General features: G+C 69.0%; 12 protein-coding genes and 1 pseudogene. 8 read left to right on the top strand and 5 right to left on the bottom strand.

All coding sequences use genetic code 11. From position 1 onward, the window contains the following. Window positions 1-472 (bottom strand): isocitrate lyase/phosphoenolpyruvate mutase family protein (locus tag VE172_RS18515; protein WP_324803443.1); only part of this gene is annotated, 472 nt, incomplete at its 3' end. 704 nt (window positions 473-1,176) lie between these two features. Between VE172_RS18515 and VE172_RS18510 the strand changes: the two genes are divergently transcribed. Beyond that, a complete protein-coding gene (locus VE172_RS18510; protein WP_324803442.1) occupies window positions 1,177-2,622 on the top strand; it encodes a hypothetical protein in 1,446 nt (481 codons plus the stop codon). A gap of 4 nt (window positions 2,623-2,626) precedes the next feature. On the opposite strand, the gene VE172_RS18505 is transcribed toward VE172_RS18510, so the two are convergent. Beyond that, window positions 2,627-4,072, bottom strand: coding sequence for an MFS transporter (locus VE172_RS18505; protein WP_324803441.1), 1,446 nt, complete (start codon window positions 4,070-4,072; stop codon window positions 2,627-2,629). 86 nt (window positions 4,073-4,158) lie between these two features. Here VE172_RS18505 and VE172_RS18500 point away from each other — a divergent pair, with 86 nt between their 5' ends. Then, window positions 4,159-4,566: a MarR family winged helix-turn-helix transcriptional regulator gene (locus tag VE172_RS18500; protein WP_324803440.1), complete on the top strand. Its 408-nt coding sequence runs from the start codon at window positions 4,159-4,161 to the stop codon at window positions 4,564-4,566. A gap of 9 nt (window positions 4,567-4,575) precedes the next feature. Here the strand turns inward: VE172_RS18500 and VE172_RS18495 are convergent, their stop codons facing one another. Together VE172_RS18495 and VE172_RS18490 are read right to left on the bottom strand one after the other, a co-directional pair. Then, window positions 4,576-5,793, bottom strand: a complete 1,218-nt coding sequence (locus VE172_RS18495; protein WP_324803439.1) for a glycoside hydrolase 5 family protein — start codon at window positions 5,791-5,793, stop codon at window positions 4,576-4,578. A gap of 45 nt (window positions 5,794-5,838) precedes the next feature. Continuing rightward, window positions 5,839-6,864 (bottom strand): LacI family DNA-binding transcriptional regulator, encoded by a 1,026-nt coding sequence (locus VE172_RS18490; protein WP_324803438.1) that lies wholly within the window; start codon window positions 6,862-6,864, stop codon window positions 5,839-5,841. 161 nt (window positions 6,865-7,025) lie between these two features. Between VE172_RS18490 and VE172_RS18485 the strand changes: the two genes are divergently transcribed. From VE172_RS18485 to VE172_RS18460, 6 genes are all read left to right on the top strand, one after another. Then, window positions 7,026-8,306, top strand: coding sequence for an ABC transporter substrate-binding protein (locus VE172_RS18485; RefSeq protein ID WP_324803437.1), 1,281 nt, complete (start codon window positions 7,026-7,028; stop codon window positions 8,304-8,306). Then, the gene (locus VE172_RS18480) at window positions 8,303-9,178 is read left to right on the top strand and encodes a carbohydrate ABC transporter permease (RefSeq protein ID WP_349258451.1); all 876 of its coding nucleotides are present in this window, start codon (window positions 8,303-8,305) and stop codon (window positions 9,176-9,178) included. Before VE172_RS18485 ends, VE172_RS18480 begins: the two co-directional genes overlap by 4 nt. 20 nt (window positions 9,179-9,198) lie before the next feature. Beyond that, on the top strand, window positions 9,199-10,020 hold the full coding sequence (locus VE172_RS18475; RefSeq protein ID WP_349258450.1) for a carbohydrate ABC transporter permease: 822 nt from the start codon (window positions 9,199-9,201) through the stop codon (window positions 10,018-10,020). Between the two features lie 33 nt (window positions 10,021-10,053). After that, window positions 10,054-10,998, top strand: a complete 945-nt coding sequence (locus VE172_RS18470) for a glycoside hydrolase family 18 protein (RefSeq protein ID WP_324803434.1) — start codon at window positions 10,054-10,056, stop codon at window positions 10,996-10,998. 161 nt (window positions 10,999-11,159) lie between these two features. Further along, complete coding sequence (locus VE172_RS18465; RefSeq protein WP_324803433.1) at window positions 11,160-15,470, top strand: glycoside hydrolase family 38 N-terminal domain-containing protein; 4,311 nt, start codon at window positions 11,160-11,162, stop codon at window positions 15,468-15,470. Further along, the gene (locus VE172_RS18460; protein ID WP_324803432.1) at window positions 15,471-16,274 is read left to right on the top strand and encodes a peptidylprolyl isomerase; all 804 of its coding nucleotides are present in this window, start codon (window positions 15,471-15,473) and stop codon (window positions 16,272-16,274) included. Between the two features lie 360 nt (window positions 16,275-16,634). Here the strand turns inward: VE172_RS18460 and VE172_RS18455 are convergent. Continuing rightward, a pseudogene (locus tag VE172_RS18455) lies at window positions 16,635-16,882 on the bottom strand (hypothetical protein); the annotation flags it as partial.

The following is a 16,882-nucleotide window of genomic DNA, read 5'->3' as shown; positions in this document are numbered from 1 at the left end:
TGTCGAGCGGACGGTCGACGCCGAGCCAGTGGGTGTCGGTGCGGGCGTTGAGGAACACGCGAGGCGCGCGCTGCTTGACCGCGGCGATCGTTTCGGCCTGCCGTCCCGCGTCGGCGAGCGAACCATCGGCTTGGCCGTCCTCGAGATTGACCCCCACCACACCGAACGACTCCAGCTCGGCGACGAGATCGGCCACTTCGGACGGGCCACCACCGAACCCCGACTCGATGTCCACCGTAATGGCGCACGGCAGACCCGCCAGGCGCCGCGCCAGGGCGAGCGTTTGCGCGCGGGTCGCCCCAGTGGCGTCGGGCAGTCCCGCCGACGCCGCGACGCCGAGGCTCGTCGTGCCGATCGCGGAGTACCCCGCCCCGGCGAGGATCGCCGCCGATGCATGGTCCCAGGCGTTGGGCAGCAACAGCGGGCGGTCGGCGTGGTGGGCGTCGCGGAAGTCGGCGAAGCGATCGGTCATGGCGCCACGGTAGGTCGGAAACACTTCGGTTGCCGTCGAAGTGTCGCGGTGGGGAGTGGCCTGGAACCTCACGCGAACTGGACGGGAAGTTCTTGATATCGATGTTCTTGTTCTGAACTAGCGCTAGAGAATGTTCGAGCTGGGCGCGAAGCACTTTTTCTGTCCACAGTTGCACAGAACACGGACCCTGGTGCGATGCGCACGTGCGCGTCTTCGACCACGAGACCGCACCCACGCTGCGTTTCGGTCTGATCTACCCGCACGTGGCCCTTTGGCTGATCATGCTCGCGAAGTCGGCCAGCGATTCGAGATCCCCAAGACCCATCTGCCGAAGAGGCGACTCAGGGCTGTCATCGCCTCGGGTCTCTTCCCGATCCTGTGGGTCCTACCGAAATGTTGCGAATGCGGCTAGTCCTGGCCCTGCACACCCCTGACCAACCACTTCAGACACACGTTGGGGTGGGCAGGAGACCTGCAAGCGAAATACAAGGCCATGTCCCCGAAACGCACAGTGGTTAAACCCTACAGGGTGTAGTATGCGTTCTACCCTACATCTTGTAGGGTCGGCCGTCGGTCGGGTATGACACCCGCGTTCGCGCTTCTCAGGGGAAAGCAGGGCCGCCATGGTCAGCATGACCCAGCCGAGGCAGCTGCGGCCCATGGCCAAGAGAGCAGCCACCGTCCGCCATATGCCATGGCTGGGGATGGTTGCCGCGCTCTTCGTGGTACTTCAGCTGGCATTCGTAGTCGTCCACCTTCACCTCGGCTGGGACGAGACCGTCTATATCTCCCAGGTCGACCCACGTCATCCCGCCGCCTTCTTCAGCGCCCCGCGTTCGCGCGGCATCAGCCTCCTCGTCGCCCCAGTGCTGGCCGTTACGGGCTCCACCATCGTCCTGCGCGTCGTGCTGGCGCTGGCGTCCGCGGTCGCGCTGTGGGCCGCCTTTCGGGTCTGGCAGCCGATACTGGGCCGCGTCGCGGTCGCGCTGGCCGCGTTGATGTTCGCCACCTTGTGGGTCACGGTGCTGTACGGCCCCGAGGTCATGCCCAACCTGTGGGTGGCGCTGGTCGCGGTGGCCGCCGTCGGGTGGTTCCTGCGCGCCGTCGCCCCGAACGCGTCGCGGCGCGCGCCCGTGGCCATGGCGGGTTGCGTGGCGGCCGCGACCCTCGTTCGATTTTCCGACGGCGTTTGGCTGGCGGCGGCGTTGGTGGTCGCCGCGGTGCTGGTCAGGGCCTGGCGGCGGCCGATCCCCGTCGTCGCCGTGGTCGTGGGGCTCGCGCTGGGTAGCGCCCAGTGGGTCGTCGAGGCGTATGTCCGCTGGGGCGGCGTCACCGGGCGCCTGGTCGCCTCGGGCTCCGCCGAAGGCGGCATGTGGCCGCACTGGAACGTCGGCAACGCGTGGCGCGGCCTCTCGGGCCCGCTGCTGTGTCGCCCCTGCACCAGCGCGCCCCCGCCCGTGGGGCACACGTTGTGGTGGCTGGCCCTGCCTCCGCTGGCGGTCGCCGCGTCGGTGGTGGCGGTGCGGGTGCGGAAGCCAGCCGCCACGCTGCTGCCCGTCGCGTGTGCCACCGCGCTGGCCGTGCCGTATCTGCTGCTCCTCAACTACTCCGCGCCCCGCTTCCTGCTGCCCGCCTACGCCCTGCTGTCCCTGCCCCTTGCCACACTGGCGATCCGCGTGGTGAGATCCGTCCGCACCGACACCGCGCGAACCATCGCCGTGGCGGGCCTGGTCACGCTGTTCGCCGCCCACCTGAGCACGCAGTACGCCGATCTGCGCGACAACCTGCTCGGCACCGAGGCCAACACCGCCCGCTACGCGACCGTCGCCGACGCGCTGCACCGCCTCGGCCTGCGCGCCCCGTGCCTGGTCACGGGGACAAAGGCTCCGCCCATCGCGTACTACGCGGGCTGCGCCTCGGCCGACGTCTCCGGTAACAACCGCGACATCACCGTGGCCGCTGTGGAGCGCCGTGCCGCCGACGAACCCACCGCGGCCCTGGCGAAGACGGCCGACGGGCCGCCGCCGTACGCCCGCACCTGGACCGCGACCCGCATTGCCGGTACGGGCCTCACCGCCTACATGCCAGGAAGAAGGGCGTCGGGATCGGTTGGTGACAACCGATCCCGACGCCCTTCACCACGCCGTTGACGTCCTATGCGGCGTCGAGTTCGGGCTTGCGGCGCACCACCAGGGCGCTGACCGCCGCGACCAGACCGACCACGCCGACGACCGTCACCATGTACAGGCCGGGGCGGTAGGCGCCGATGTTGGTCGCCACCGTGCCGCTGATCAGGCCCGTCACCACGGCCAGCACCACGGCGCCGCCGATCTGGCCCGAGGTCTGGACCAGGCCCGAGGCCAGGCCCTGCTCGTCGTCGTCGATGCCGTCGGTGGCCTGCACCATCACCGCCGAGAAGCCGAGCGCGAAGCCCAGACCCAGCAGCAGGAACGCGGGCAGGTAGTCGGTGAAGTAGGCGGGGTGCGGGCTGCCGCCGCGCAGGATGAACCAGGCGTAGCCAGCGACGAACGAGGTCATCGCCGCCACGATCATCGGGGCGGTGCCGAAGCGGTCGATGAGCTTGCCCGCGATCGGCGACAGGATCGCCACGATGACGCCCGCGGGCGCCAGGGCCAGGGCCATGTGCAGCGGTCCCCAGTGGAGCGTGTTCTGGAGGTAGAGCGACACGATGGTCTGGAAGCTCAGGTAGGAGCCGAAGATCGCCAGGGCCGCCAGGTTGGCGCGCACGATCGAGGAGACCTTCAGGATGCTGAGCCGCACCAGCGGGTGGCGCACCTTCAGCTCGATGGCGAAGAACGCCGTCAGCAGGACCACCGCGGCCACGACCGCGACGATCACCAGCGGGGTGAAGCCCGCCTTCGGCGCGGTGACGATGGTGTAGACCGCCGCCAGCATGCCGCCCGTCAGGGTCGCCGCGCCCGCGTAGTCGATGGTGCCCGACTCGGGCTTGGTCTTCGGGACCACGAAGTAGGCCGCGATGACGACCGCCGCGACCACCGCGACGGGGGCGAAGAACGTCAGTCTCCAGTTGACGCCCGTCAACAGGCCCGACACGATGAGGCCCGAGGCGTAACCCGTGGCGCCGAACACCGTGAACAGCGACAGCGCGCGGTTGCGCTCGTGCCCCTGCTTGAAGGTGGTGGTGATGATCGACAAGGCGGCGGGTGCGGTGAATGCCGCGGCCACGCCCTTGATGATGCGCGTGGCGATCAGCAGCCCGCCGTTTTCGACCAGGCCGCCCACGAGGGAGGCCAGGCCGAACACCACCAGGGCGGTGAGGAAGACCTTGCGGCGGCCCAAGAGGTCGGCGGCGCGTCCGCCCAGGAGCAGGAGTCCGCCGTAGCCAAGGATGTAGCCGTTGACGATCCATTGCAGGCTCGCCGTGTCCAGCTTCAGCTCACCGCCGATGGACGGCAGCGCGACTCCCACCATGGAGACGTCGAGGGCGTCCAGGAACATGGCCAATCCGGCGACGAACAAGATGGCCCACAGCTTCGGGCCCCAACGGCGGGCGTGGGGTGCGGGGGTTTCGGGGGACGTCAGGGTCTCAGGCTGGGGTTTTGCTTCAGTAAGAGTCACGTCGATCAACTTACATGCCAACGCATCAAATGCCAAGGCATAATTCGTGTGGACATTTAATGACTTGACATGTTAATGTCCTGGTCATGAACCTCAGGACGGACGACGAGGTGCGCACAGCGTGGTGTGAAACACTTCAAATCGTTCACACCACCTCCTGCGAACTCGAACAACAGCTTCAGCTCCACCACGACCTCGGGCTGAGCGAGTTCCAGGTCCTTCAATCGATCAGCGGCCAATGCGGAAACTCCGCCGAGAAGGTCCTGATGAAGGATCTCGAAGCCACCATGTATCTCAGCCAGAGCGCGCTGTCGCGCACCGTGACCCGCCTCGAAAAGGCCGGCCTGGTGGTCCGCGAGATGTGCCAGAACGACCGCAGGTCCATGGCGCTGCGGCTCACCGACGCCGGGCGGCAGCGCTGGAACGAAGCCGCACCCACCCACCTGGCGGTGCTGCGCAAATCCATGTGCCAGGAGGACATGGCCGCCGTCTGATGACGGGGGCTAGTACTCGCCGCGCGTGACCTCGGTGATGCCGCGCGCGGCGAGGTACGACTCGTCGATGCCGCAGGTGGGGGAGGCGATGGCGATCGGGCCGTCGGCGCGGCGGCGCACCCACTCGGCGTGGAAGGCGCTGCCCGGGGCGATGTCGGCGCGGCGCTCGGGGTGGGAATGGGGGTCGATGGGGCACTCCAGCGCGACGCGCCGCGCGGGAGCGCCGGGGCGGCGGGAGGCGATGTACTTCTCCAGGGCGCGGGCCGCGGGCTTCGCCTCGTGGTCCACTGTGAAGAGCCCCAGATCGTATTCGTGGTCGGGGAAGTCGAGCAGGCCGCGGTCCAGGTCGTGGGAGCACCACCAGGTGACGGCCCACAGTGCGGGGTTGGAGTCCACATACGACATGGTGCGGTCGACGAACTCGGCGGCGTCGGCGGCGGGCACGAACGGTTGCGGCACGCCGATCTCCTGCAACCACACGCCACGGTTCGGGTCGGTGGAGGTGGCGGCGGCCAGCTCCACCAGGTAGTCGGCGTGGCTGACGGTGGCGGGCCCCAGCGGTCCGTCGATGTCGGATACTCCATTGAAGACCCAGGAGTGGACGGTCGTGAGGTCGCCGAGGTCCACCGAATCGGCGGGGTCGAAGGGGTGCTGCGGGTGGTACCAGCTGGCGTCGAACACCGAGTACAGGTGCTTGACGTTCGGCGCCGCGGCGGCCACCACGTCCAGCAGCTCGCTCGCCCATTCGCGGCTGGCGGCCGACGTCGTGTCGAAGTACGGCCACAGGTTGTTGACCTCGTTGCCCAGGGTGATGGCGAAGACGTTGTCCCTTTCGGATACCGCGCGGGCGACGACGTCCATGTAGCGCGCGATGCCCTCGCGCACCGCGGGGTCGGTGAAGACGCTGCGGTGGTGGTGGGTCAGCACCCACGCGGGCAGGAAGTCGTGGCTGGACATGTGTCCCTGCAACAGATCCACCGCCACCGACAGGCCGCGCTCGCCCGCGATGTCGATGAGCGTCAGCAGGTCGTCGATGGGGGCGCGGCGGATGTGGCCCCGGTTGGGCTGGATCCACGGCCATATCGGAAACACGCGCACGTGGTCCAGGCCGATGGAGGCCAGGTCGTCCAGGTCGCGGCGCGCGGCGTCGGCGGAGAAGTCCAGCCAGCTGTAGAACCACTGGGAGGACGGGACGTAGTTGGCACCGAAGCGAGGCCGCGCGGCCATGGTGGCTCCTTCAGTCGGAACGGGGTCACAGCAGCCTAAAACGCTTTAGTGCCCGCGTCCAGTGGGTGGCGCGGTGCTTTCCCGGACCGTGAGAGTCGGGGTGGGGAACTGGTGGTTGGCGGTCGGATCGCCGTCGATGACGGCCAACAGCTCCGTGGCCGCCCGCTCGCCGAGCGCGTAGGTGTCGCGGGTCAGCGCGGTGAGCGCGGGGTGGGTGACCTGGGTCAGCGTCGAGTCGTCGAAGGACACGATGGACAGTTCGCGCGGCACGGCCACGCCCATCTCGGCCGCGACCCCGAGGCCCGCCACCGCCATGACGTCGCTGTCGTAGACGATCGCGGTGGGCGGCTCGGACGCCGACAGGATCGCCCGGGTGGCCGCCGCGCCCTCGGCGTCGCTGAAGTCGGTGGGCAGCGAGTCGGCTTGGGCCAGTTGGAGTTTGGACGCCGCGTCGCGCAGCGCGCGGGAGCGGCGGCGGGTGTGTTGCAGGTCGGGCAGGCCCGACACGTGCGCGATGCGGGCGTGCCCCAGCGCGGCCAGATAGTTGACTATGGACAGCATGGCCTCGCGGTCGTCCACCCACACGCTGGACAGCTCGCCGACGCGCCCCGCCCCGCCGACGATGACGGCGGGCAGCTTCAACGCCTCCACCGCGTCCAGGCGCGGGTCGCGGGCCTGGAGGTCGACCAGCACCAGGCCGTCCACCCGATGCTCGCCCGCCCAGCGCCGATAGGTGGCGATCTCGGCGGCGGTGTCTTCGACGATCATGAGTTGCAGCGCCACCGAATGCGTCGACAGCGTCGCCTGCAGGCCCGACAGCAGCTGGGTGAAGAACGGCTCGATGCCCAGCGTGCGGGCGGGGCGCGCCAGGGCGAGGCCGACGGCGTGGGTGCGGGCGCCGCTGAGCGCCCGGGCGGCGCTGTGGGGGTGCCAGTCGAGGTCGGCGGCGATGCGCAGGATGCGCTGGCGGGTCTGCTCGCTGACACCGGGGCGTCCATTGAGGGCAAACGACACCGCGCCCTTGGATACTCCTGCCGCGGCGGCGATGTCGGCGATGGTCGGACGGCTCATGATCTCCAGGAATTTAAACGTTCAAATGCGTGCAGGTATTGACAGGCGGTGCGCGGGGTGAATAATCTCGCCACTAGACCGGTTTAGCGGCCACATTCTCAAGTGGCAACCATACCCCCGCCCTACCGGGAGCCGGTCGCGGCGGACACAAGGAGACCACCATGCGCGCGAGACTAGCGGCGGTGGCCGTCGCCGCCCTGACACTGACCACATTGAGCGGTTGCGGGCTGGGCGGCGGCGGGGCCGACGACGACCAGCCCGACGTGACCGGTGAGGTGAAGGGCTCGGTAACCCTGCAGACCTGGGCGCTGAAGGCCAACTACTCCGACTACATCGAAAAGCTCGTCAGCGGCTTCGAGAAGAAGTATCCGGGCACGAAGGTGCACTGGAAGGACCAGCCCGGCGACGGCTACGCCGACAAGGTGCTCAACCAGGCGTCCCAGGACGAACTGCCCGATGTGGTCAATCTGCCGCCCGACTTCGCGTATCCGCTGGCGAAGCAGGGGCTGCTGCTGGACGTCAAGGCCGCCGACGACAGGCTCACCAAGGAATACGTGTCGGGCGGCATCGACGCGTACAAATACCCGGGCGTGGAGGGGACGTACGGGTATCCCTGGTACCTCAACACCGACGTCAACTACTGGAACAAGACGTTGATGAAGAAGTACGGCCTGGACGCCGCCAAGCCGCCGACCACACTGGACGAGCTGATCGCACAGGCCAAGACCATGAGGAAGAGGTCGCACGGCGACGTGTACCTCATGAGCCGCATGCCGACCCTGGCCGACTTCGTCAACGCGGGCGTCAAGGTGATGTCCAACGACGGCAAGAAGTTCACCTTCAACACCTCCGACGCGGTGAAGCTGCTCGACAAGTACCGCAAGGCATACGGCGACGGCCTGCTGCCGCCCAAGGTCCTCAACAACGACTACGAGGGCAACAGCAAGCTCTATGTGGAGGGTAAGGTCGCCTGGACCACCGGCGGCGGCAACTTCATCTCCGACACCGCCAAGGACAACCCGTCCATGGCCGCCAAGACCGTCCCGTCCACGGCGCTGGACACCCCGCCGCTGTACGTCCAGGGCATGTCGGTGTCCAAAAAGAGCAAGAACCTGCCCACCGCGGTGGCACTGGCCCGCTGGGTGACCAGCGCGACCAACCAGAAGAAGTTCGCCAAGCTGGTGCCCGGGATCTTCCCGTCCACCAAGGCATCGGCGAAGGACCCGTTCTTCTCCTCCAGCGACGGCACCCCCGCCGGCGACGCCAAGACCATCGCGTTCTCCTCGCTGTCGGACGCCAGGCTCCTCACCCCGCCGACCATCAACGACGCCATGAACAAGAAGATCGCCCAACAGATCGCCCTGGCCATGAGCGGCAAGACCAGCTCCGCCAAGGCGCTCGACTCCGCGGTGGACGAATGCGACAAGCTGCTCAACGACTGAACCCCCACCGCTGGTTCACGCCGTGGCTGCTGGTCGCGCCCGCCGCGGCGTGGCTGGTGGTGTTCAGCCTGTGGCCCGCCGTCAACACCCTGATCCTGGCGTTCACCAACGCCAAACCCCTGGGCGGCGGGCACTTCACGGGGTTCGCCAACGCGCAGCGGATGCTCGACGACGACCAGCTGTCGTACGCGCTGGTGAACTGCATCGTGTACATGCTGATATGCCTGCCGCTGTTGACATTCCTACCGCTGCTGATCGCCGTGACGGCCGAGCGCAGGCTGCCCGGGATCACGTTCTTCCGCACCGCGTTCTACACCCCGGTCATCGCCTCGGCGGTCGTGGTGGCGCTGATCTGGGGGTGGCTCCTGGACGACCAGGGCGCCATCAACGGCCTCGCCCACCAGCTGGGGTTCCTGTCGAAGCCGCTGCCCTTCCTGACCGATCGCTGGCTGCTGTTGCTGTCGGCGATCAGCCTCACCGTCTGGAAGGGACTCGGGTACTACATGATCATCTACCTGTCCGCCCTGGGAAACGTGCGCCGCGAACTGCACGAGGCCGCCGCCATCGACGGCGCGGGCGCGGTGCGCCGCTTCGTGTCGGTGACGATCCCCGGCGTCCGCAACACCATGCTGCTGATCAGCGTGCTGATCACGGTGTCGGCGCTGCGGGTGTTCTCCGAGCTGTACGTCCTCAGTGGCGGCAACGGCGGCGCGGGCGGGCGCGACGCCTCGGTGGTGATGCTGATCCAGTTGTACAGCAGGGGATTCACGGGCAACCTCGGCTACGCCTCGGCGCTGTCGGTGCTGCTGTTCATCATCACCGTCGGGCCGATGCTGCTGTTGGCGCGGCTCAACCGCAAGGCGGCGCCGTGAGGACGCGCGGCTTCAACGTCATGTCGCCGCGGGAGAAGGCCGCGCGGTACGCGTTGCTGGCGTTGATCCTGGTGATCTGCGTCGGCCCGTTCCTGTGGCAGCTGTCCACCTCGCTGAAGGGCCCCGACGAGGACATCTACACCGCCACGCCCCACTTCATCCCGTCGGACCCGACGCTCGCCAACTACGCGCGCGTCGGCCAGACCATCCCCATCGGGTCGTACGTGGCCAACTCGCTGATCGTGGCGGTGCTGGTGGTCGCGGGCAACGCGGTCGGCGCCACCATGGCGGGATTCGCCCTGGCGAAGCTGCGGTTTCGGGGCGCGAAACTGCTGGCGGCGGCGTTCATCGCCACGCTGGTGCTGCCCGGAGAGGTCACCATCGTCTCGAAATTCGTCACGGTGCGCGGCCTCGGCCTGTCCGATACGTTGGTGGGTGTGGCGCTGCCGGAGGCGATCGGAATGCTCAACGTGCTGTTGATGCGCGCCGCGTTCCAGGCCATTCCGTCCGAAATGGATGACGCGGCGGTGATGGACGGGGCCAACGCGTGGCAGAGATTGATCCACATCGGACTTCCCAACGTGAAGGGCATGCTCAGCGTCGTCACGATCTTCGCGTTCATCGGCGCCTGGGACGACTTCCTGTGGCCGCTGATCGTGCTCAACGACCCCGACAAATACACGCTCACCGTGGGCCTGCAGTACCTCAACGGCGCCTTCAGCGCCAACCCGCGCCTCATCGCCGCGGGCACCATGATCGCGTTCATCCCGATCGTGATCGTGTTCGCTGTGCTGCAACGGTTCTTCTTCAGGGGGGTGTCCGAAGGGGCGATCAAGGGCTGAAGTCATTACCACACAAGGAAAACAGGAGAGACAATGAGGACGAAACGCATCCGGTGGCTGATCGCCTCGATCGCCGTGGCCATGGCCGCGGCATTCACCACCGCGGCGGTGGCGCAAGCCGATCCCGCGCACCACGACAAGACCGACGCCGCGCATCAGACCGCGGTGTACTACCAGACGCAGTACTCCGGTGACACGTACGTGTCACCGCTGCCTTTGGCCGACAACGGCGCCACGGACGTGATCGTGGGCGCGGTCCACCTCAACGCCAAGGACTCCGCCAACATCGTCACGCTCAACGACAACCCGCCCGGCGACTCCCGCTACGACCAGATGTGGGCCGACCTCGACGCGGTGAAGGCCAAGGGCGTCAAGGTGACCGCGATGGTCGGCGGCGCCGCCAAGGGCAGTTTCCAGCGGCTCGACACCGACTTCGACACCTACTATCCCGTGCTGCGCGACCTCGTCAGCAAGTACAAACTCGACGGTGTCGACCTGGACGTCGAGGAGGACATGTCGCTGGCGGGCATCGAGAAGGTGATCGACGCGCTGCGCACCGACTTCGGCGACGGGTTCATCGTCACCCTCGCCCCCGTGGCCACCGACCTGTCGGGCGGCGGGGGGCTGTCGGGCTTCAACTACGACGACCTGTACCGCGACCGCGGAGACAAGATCAGCTGGTTCAACACCCAGTTCTACTGTGGATGGGGATCGCTGGACTCCACGTCCGACTTTGACGCGATCGCCGGCCACAACGTGGTTCCCGCCTCCAAGGTGGTGGCGGGAACGCTCACCAACCCCGACAACTGCGGATCCGGCTACGTCGACATCGACACCCTGAAGTCGACCATCGGATCGCTCAAGCAGAAGTACCCCGACTTCGGCGGCATCGCCGGGTGGGAGTACTTCAATTCGCTGCCGGGCGGGACGGACTCCCCCTGGCAGTGGTCGAAGGAAGTTTCAGGCGCCCTCGCCTGAGCTGCCCCTCCGCGTCCGCCGCCCGATGGGTCAGATCGGGCGGCGGACGCGGCCGTCCGCGACGACCCGTGGGATTTGAGATCTCGATTACTCCGCGCCATCTCGACATCGCGATGGCGTACGGGTACCGTCCCAGCAAGCGCTTACCTAGGAGAATGATCATGGCCGCAACCATCGTCTCTGCCGAGGCGACCGAACTGTTCGTCGGCTCCGAGGCCGAGCCCCGCCAGGTGCTGCGGGTCAAGGTGAGCCGCACCGCCTCCGACGCGGGGGCGTCGATCGAGGTCAGCGGCGACAAGGCGCGCGGCGCGGCCGAGGTCCCCGACGGCGACGGCGAGACCGTCGTGGAGGTGCCGCTCGACGTCGACGCGCTGCCCGGCGCGACGGTGCGGGCCACCGTGACCGCCGGCGGGGACTCCCGAAATGTGGACATCGTCGTGGCCGAGCCCGGCTGGACCATGTACATGGTGTCGCACTTCCACTACGACCCCGTGTGGTGGAACACCCAGGCCGCCTACACCCAGACCTGGGAGCTGCAGGGCAACGACGGCACCACCCGCCCCGTCTTCGAGCACAATGGATTCAACCTGGTGCGCGCGCACCTCGACATGGCCGAATCCGACCCCGACTACATGTTCGTGCTGGCCGAAGTGGACTACCTGAAGCCGTTTTGGGACGTCCACCCCGAGTACCGCGACAGGCTGCGCGAGCTGATCGCGCAGGGCCGCGTGGAGGTGATGGGCGGGACGTACAACGAGCCCAACACCAACCTCACCGGCTCCGAGACCACGATCCGCAACCTGGTCTACGGCGTGGGGTACCAGAAGTCCATCATGGGCGCCGACCCCCAGACCGCCTGGCAGCTCGACGTATTCGGCCACGACCCCCAGTTTCCCGGGCTGGTCCACGAGGCGGGCCTCACCTCGAGCTCCTGGGCGCGCGGCCCGTTCCACCAATGGGGACCGATCCTCAACAAGTTCAACGAATCGGGCGGCGACTCCCGCCACATGCAGTTCCCCGCCGAGTTCGAGTGGATCTCGCCGTCGGGACGCGGGGTGCTGACGCACTACATGCCGTACCACTACTCGGCGGGCTGGTGGATGGACTCCGCGGCCACACTGGGCGAAGCCTGCCAGAAGGTGTACGAGCTCTTCCTCGACCTGAAACCCGTGGCGTCCACCAGGAACACGCTGCTGCCCGTCGGCACCGACTACACCCCGCCCAACAAGTGGGTCACGGGCGTCCACCGCGAATGGAACGCCAAGTACGTGTGGCCGCGCTTCGTCTGCGGCAACCCGCGCGACTTCTTCGCCGCCGTGCACGCCGAGCTCACCGAGCGCGGCATCGCGCCCAGTCCGCAGACCCGCGACATGAACCCGCTGTACACCGGCAAGGACGTGTCCTATATCGACACCAAGCAGGCGCAGCGGGCCGCCGAGGCCGCCGCGGCCGACGCCGAGAAGCTCGCGACGTTCGCGTCGCTTTTGGGGCTGGGGTGGTACCCCGAGGCCGCGCTGGACAAGGTGTGGCGGCAGCTGGCCTTCGGCGCCCACCACGACGGCATCACGGGCTCCGAGTCCGACCAGGTGTACATCGACCTGGTGACGGGCTGGCGCGAGGCCCACGACCTGGCCGCGCAGGTGCGCGACACCGCCATGGAGGTGATCGCCTCCGAGCGCGTCGACACCAGCGGTGACGGCGAGGCGGTCACCGTGTTCAACACCCTGGCGTTCGCGCGCACCGACGTGGTGCGGGCGGAGCTGGGCGCGGGCTACGCGTCGGGTGTGGACATCGTGGACGACGGCGGCGCTGACGTACCGTGCGTCGTGGAGGCCACGTCGCCCGAGCGCACCGTGGTGTCCTTTGTGGCGTCCGAGGTTCCCGGGATGGGTTGGCGCACCTGGTGGGCGCGCCCGTCCTCGGCGACCCAGGGCTGGTCGACGGTGCTGGGCACGTCCATCGCCAACGAATACTTCGACGTCACCGCCTCGGCGCGGCGCGGCGGCGGGCTGTCCAGCATCCGCGAGATCGCCACGGGCCGCGAACTGATCCGCCACGGCGAGATCGGCAACGAGCTGCGCGTGTACGACGAATACGACCAGCACCCCGAATTCGGCGAGGGCCCCTGGCACCTGGTGCCCACCGGCGCCGTGATCTCCTCGGCCGACACCGAGGCGCGCACCGCCGTGGTGCAGCATTCGCCCGCCGCGCAACGCATCGTGGTCACGGGCACCGTCGGCGACGTCGTGTACGAGCAGCGCGCCACCCTGTGGCACGGCCTCGACCGCCTCGACCTGCGCACCCGCGTGCGCGACTTCACGGGCTCCGACAAGCTGCTGCGCGTCAAGTTCGGCATCGACATCCCCGGCGCCCGCCCCGTGTCCGAAGTGGCCGGAGCCGTCATCGCGCGCGGCTTCGCCATGCCCGAGACCGACGCCGCCGTCGCGCCGTGGACATTGGACAACCCCGCCAACACGTTCTTCGCCCTGTCGTCCACCGCCCGCCTGCGGCTGCGCGACGCCTCCGGCGCCAGGCTGTCGGACGCCGCGATCGCCATCGCCGAGGTCGTCGTCGACGGCCCCGAGAACGCCGCGCCCCACGCCCGCGACCTGGTGATCGCCATGGCCCGCGTCGGCGTCACCGCCACCACCTCCACCGCGGCGGGCACCCGCTACGGATGGCTGCATGTGGACTCCAACCTGCCCGACGTGCGGATCGTGCTGGGGGGACCCGACACCAACCCGCTGGCCGCCGAGATCCTCGACGCCGCCGGTGAGGAGTTCTCCGAGGAACTCAAGCGCCAACTGGCCGACACGGGCGCGGCGCGGGTGTACGTGCCCCCGACGCGCCCCGTCGAGGAGTCGTGGGTCGCCAACGCCGACCTGCGCGGCCCGCGCGCCCTGCCCGCCGTGATCATCGCGGGCGCCGACGCGGGGCGGCTCGGCGCGGAGATCGCGTCCTTCGCCGCCGAGTTCGCCGAGCACACCGTCGCCGACGTCACCGCGATCGACGGCGGATCGACCACGCCCCTGGACTCCCACACCGTCGGCGTGCTGTCCAACGGCATGCCCGGCTTCGCCGTCGACACCTCGGGCGGCATGCACCTGTCGCTGATGCGCTCGTGCACGGGCTGGCCGTCGGGCGTGTGGCTCGACCCGCCCCAGCGCCGCGCCCCCGACGGGTCGGCCTTCCAGCTGCAGCACTGGACCCACGACTTCGAGTACGCGCTGGTGTCGGGCGAGGGCGACTGGCGCTCCAGCGACCTCGTCGCCCACGGCCAGGGCTTCAGCAACCCGCTGCGCGTACGGGTCGGCGCCGCCACGGGCGGCCGGCTGCCCGCGCGCCACTGTCTCCTGACGGTCATCCCCGAGCGTCGGGTGCAGGTGTCCACGGTGAAACCCACGGGCAACCCCAGCGCCTTCGGTTGGGGCACCGCCAAACCCGCCTCCGACGGGGTCACGGTGCGGCTGGTCGAGACCACGGGACGCCCCGTCACGGCCACGGTCGCCTCCCACTTCGGCTGGGACGGCGGCCACGAGCTCGACCTGCTGGAAAGCACCCGGCGCGGCGCGCTCGGCGGTGACGGCGTCCTGACGTTCGACCTCGACGGGTCCCAGATCGCCACGGTCTCGGGCCGCCCGTCCACGTCGGAGGAACCCGGCGACCGTCCACTGGGCGCGGTCGGCGAGGTCACCCAGCCCGTGTACTCCCGCTACTGGCTCCACAACCGCGGCCCCGCCCCCGCGGGCTTCCTCCCGATCAGCATCGCGGCCACCCCCACGGTGCTCACCGTCGCCGACGGGGCGGTGGAAACCGAGGTCACGATCGCCAGCCAGTACACCGACCGCGACTTCGCCTCCACCCTCACCGTGGACGCCCCCGACGGCTGGGCCGCCGAGCCCGCGACCCGCCCCGTGGCGCTGCCTCCCGACGGCCACGCCGCCTTCCCCGTCACCCTCACCCCGCCGCCCGACGCCGCACCCGGCCTCTACTTCGCACGGTTGCGTGTGGACTCGGGCCCCGACACGGTCGAGGACGTCGTGAGCGTCCTGATCCCGGGCGCGTCCACCGACGCCATCCTCCCGCCCGCCCCGGGCGAGGAGATTGACCACCAGATCCAGATCAAGGGCACCACCGCCGAGACGGGACGCGCCCTCGGTCTGGACATCACCTCGGTCAGCGACCCGATCACCCTGTCGCCCGGCGGAACCGCCCGCGTCTCCATCGGACTGTCCAGTTCGGCCTCGACCCGCATCGAGGGCGAGGCCATGCCCGTCAGCCCCTGGGGCACCTGGGACTTCATCGGCCCCTACTCCCAACCGTTCGCGGTCGAGGCGGGCGCCACCTCCGAGGTGGCCTTCGACGTCGCGGTCCCCGTCGACGCCGCCCCCGGCCACTGGTGGGTCATGGTGAAGCTCATGTGGTACGGCCGCGTCATGTACGCCCCCGCCATCCGCCTGGAGGTGAACTGAATGTCGGCCACCATCTCGGCGGGTCCCGACCATCACCACCACACCCCCACGGCCAAGGCCGCCGCCGCCCGCGCCCAACGCGACGCGGCCGTGATCGGCTGGATCGACGGCGAACCCATACCCCGCACCCTCCTCGACGCCCGACTGTCCACCCTGCGCAACGGTCCCCGCGCCGGCGTCCTGCCCATCGTGGGCAGCAGCGAGGACCGCCAACTGGTGCGCTGGACGGCCCAGGTGCTGTTCACCGAGGAGATCTGCCGCCGCGATGCCGCCCGCCGCAACCTGACGGCGGGCACCATCGCGCTGGACGCGATCGGCGCGGTCCAGCTCGGCTCGATCAACACCGCCGCCTGGCAGTCCTGTGTAGAGGTGCGCGCGGTCTTCGCAACGGTCACGGCCGACGCGGGCCCCCCGATCGCGGCGACCGCGGGCCTCACCCGCTGGTGGCGCCTCCGCCACGCCATGGCCCCCACCCGCGACGGCGCGGCGCGAGAACCATTGCGCCCCATGGGCTGGACGACCCTCCAGGACCTCCCCGAACCCCTCACCCGGGCCCTGCGCGGCGCCGAACTCGGCGAAACCATCGGCCCCGTGGAGTCCAGCCTCGGCTGGCACCTCGCGGTCGCCGACGAAACCGACGACCGTCCCACCGAAGTAGACTCGACCGCCCGCCAGCGCCTCGGCGAACGCCTACGCGAATTCGCCCGCTGGCTCGACTACCAGCGCGGCACCCACCTGCGCTGTGCCGAGGGCTTCGAGCACCCAGGCGACCCGTCCCAACCCGACAACACCCATCGGCACTAGACCGTCAGGTGATTCGGGGACGCTCTCCCACCGCAGCTTCGGCATTACAAAGACCACTGTGGTTGTGGACACGCTCGCTCGCGTGCTGCCCGAGTCTCCTCAGCGGCACAGCGCGCGGCCGACAGGTCCCGACGACAGTGTGATCAAGGTGCCCGCTGGCCGAAGGCCAGATCCCCTGCACCACGGCGGGACGGCATCGCACGTTGATGTTGCGCGACATTGTGGAATATCGCGAACGTGCTCGGATTGCGCGAGGCCGCGGCCTTGACGACATGATCTGTGACGGCGAAGAAGCGGGCTTCCACGAGGCGGCCGTGCCACCGCCCGACACGCGGTTGACCAAGATGACGCTGCTGGGCACTAGCGCTGCCACAGAAACGCCGCCGTGCCGCACGGCGGGCACGCGAAGACGTAGCCTCGTCCGCCGCCACCGAAGTTGAGGGCGTCACCACCCTCCTCGAGCTGGGCGACGAACGTCATCCGCCTGCCGCAGGCGGGGCACGCGGGCGTCTCGTCGAGTTGCCACCAATCGGGCTTGCCGCCCCGCCGTCCCAGGACCTCGCCCTCGATGGGTGTGGCGACGGGGCGCAGCGAGGTGACCGTGTCGA

The sequence above is a fragment of the Stackebrandtia sp. genome (assembly GCF_035643755.1).
Taxonomy (GTDB): domain Bacteria; phylum Actinomycetota; class Actinomycetes; order Mycobacteriales; family Micromonosporaceae; genus Stackebrandtia.
Note: the sequence above shows the minus strand (reverse complement) of the source record. Positions and strands in the feature narration are given on the sequence as shown.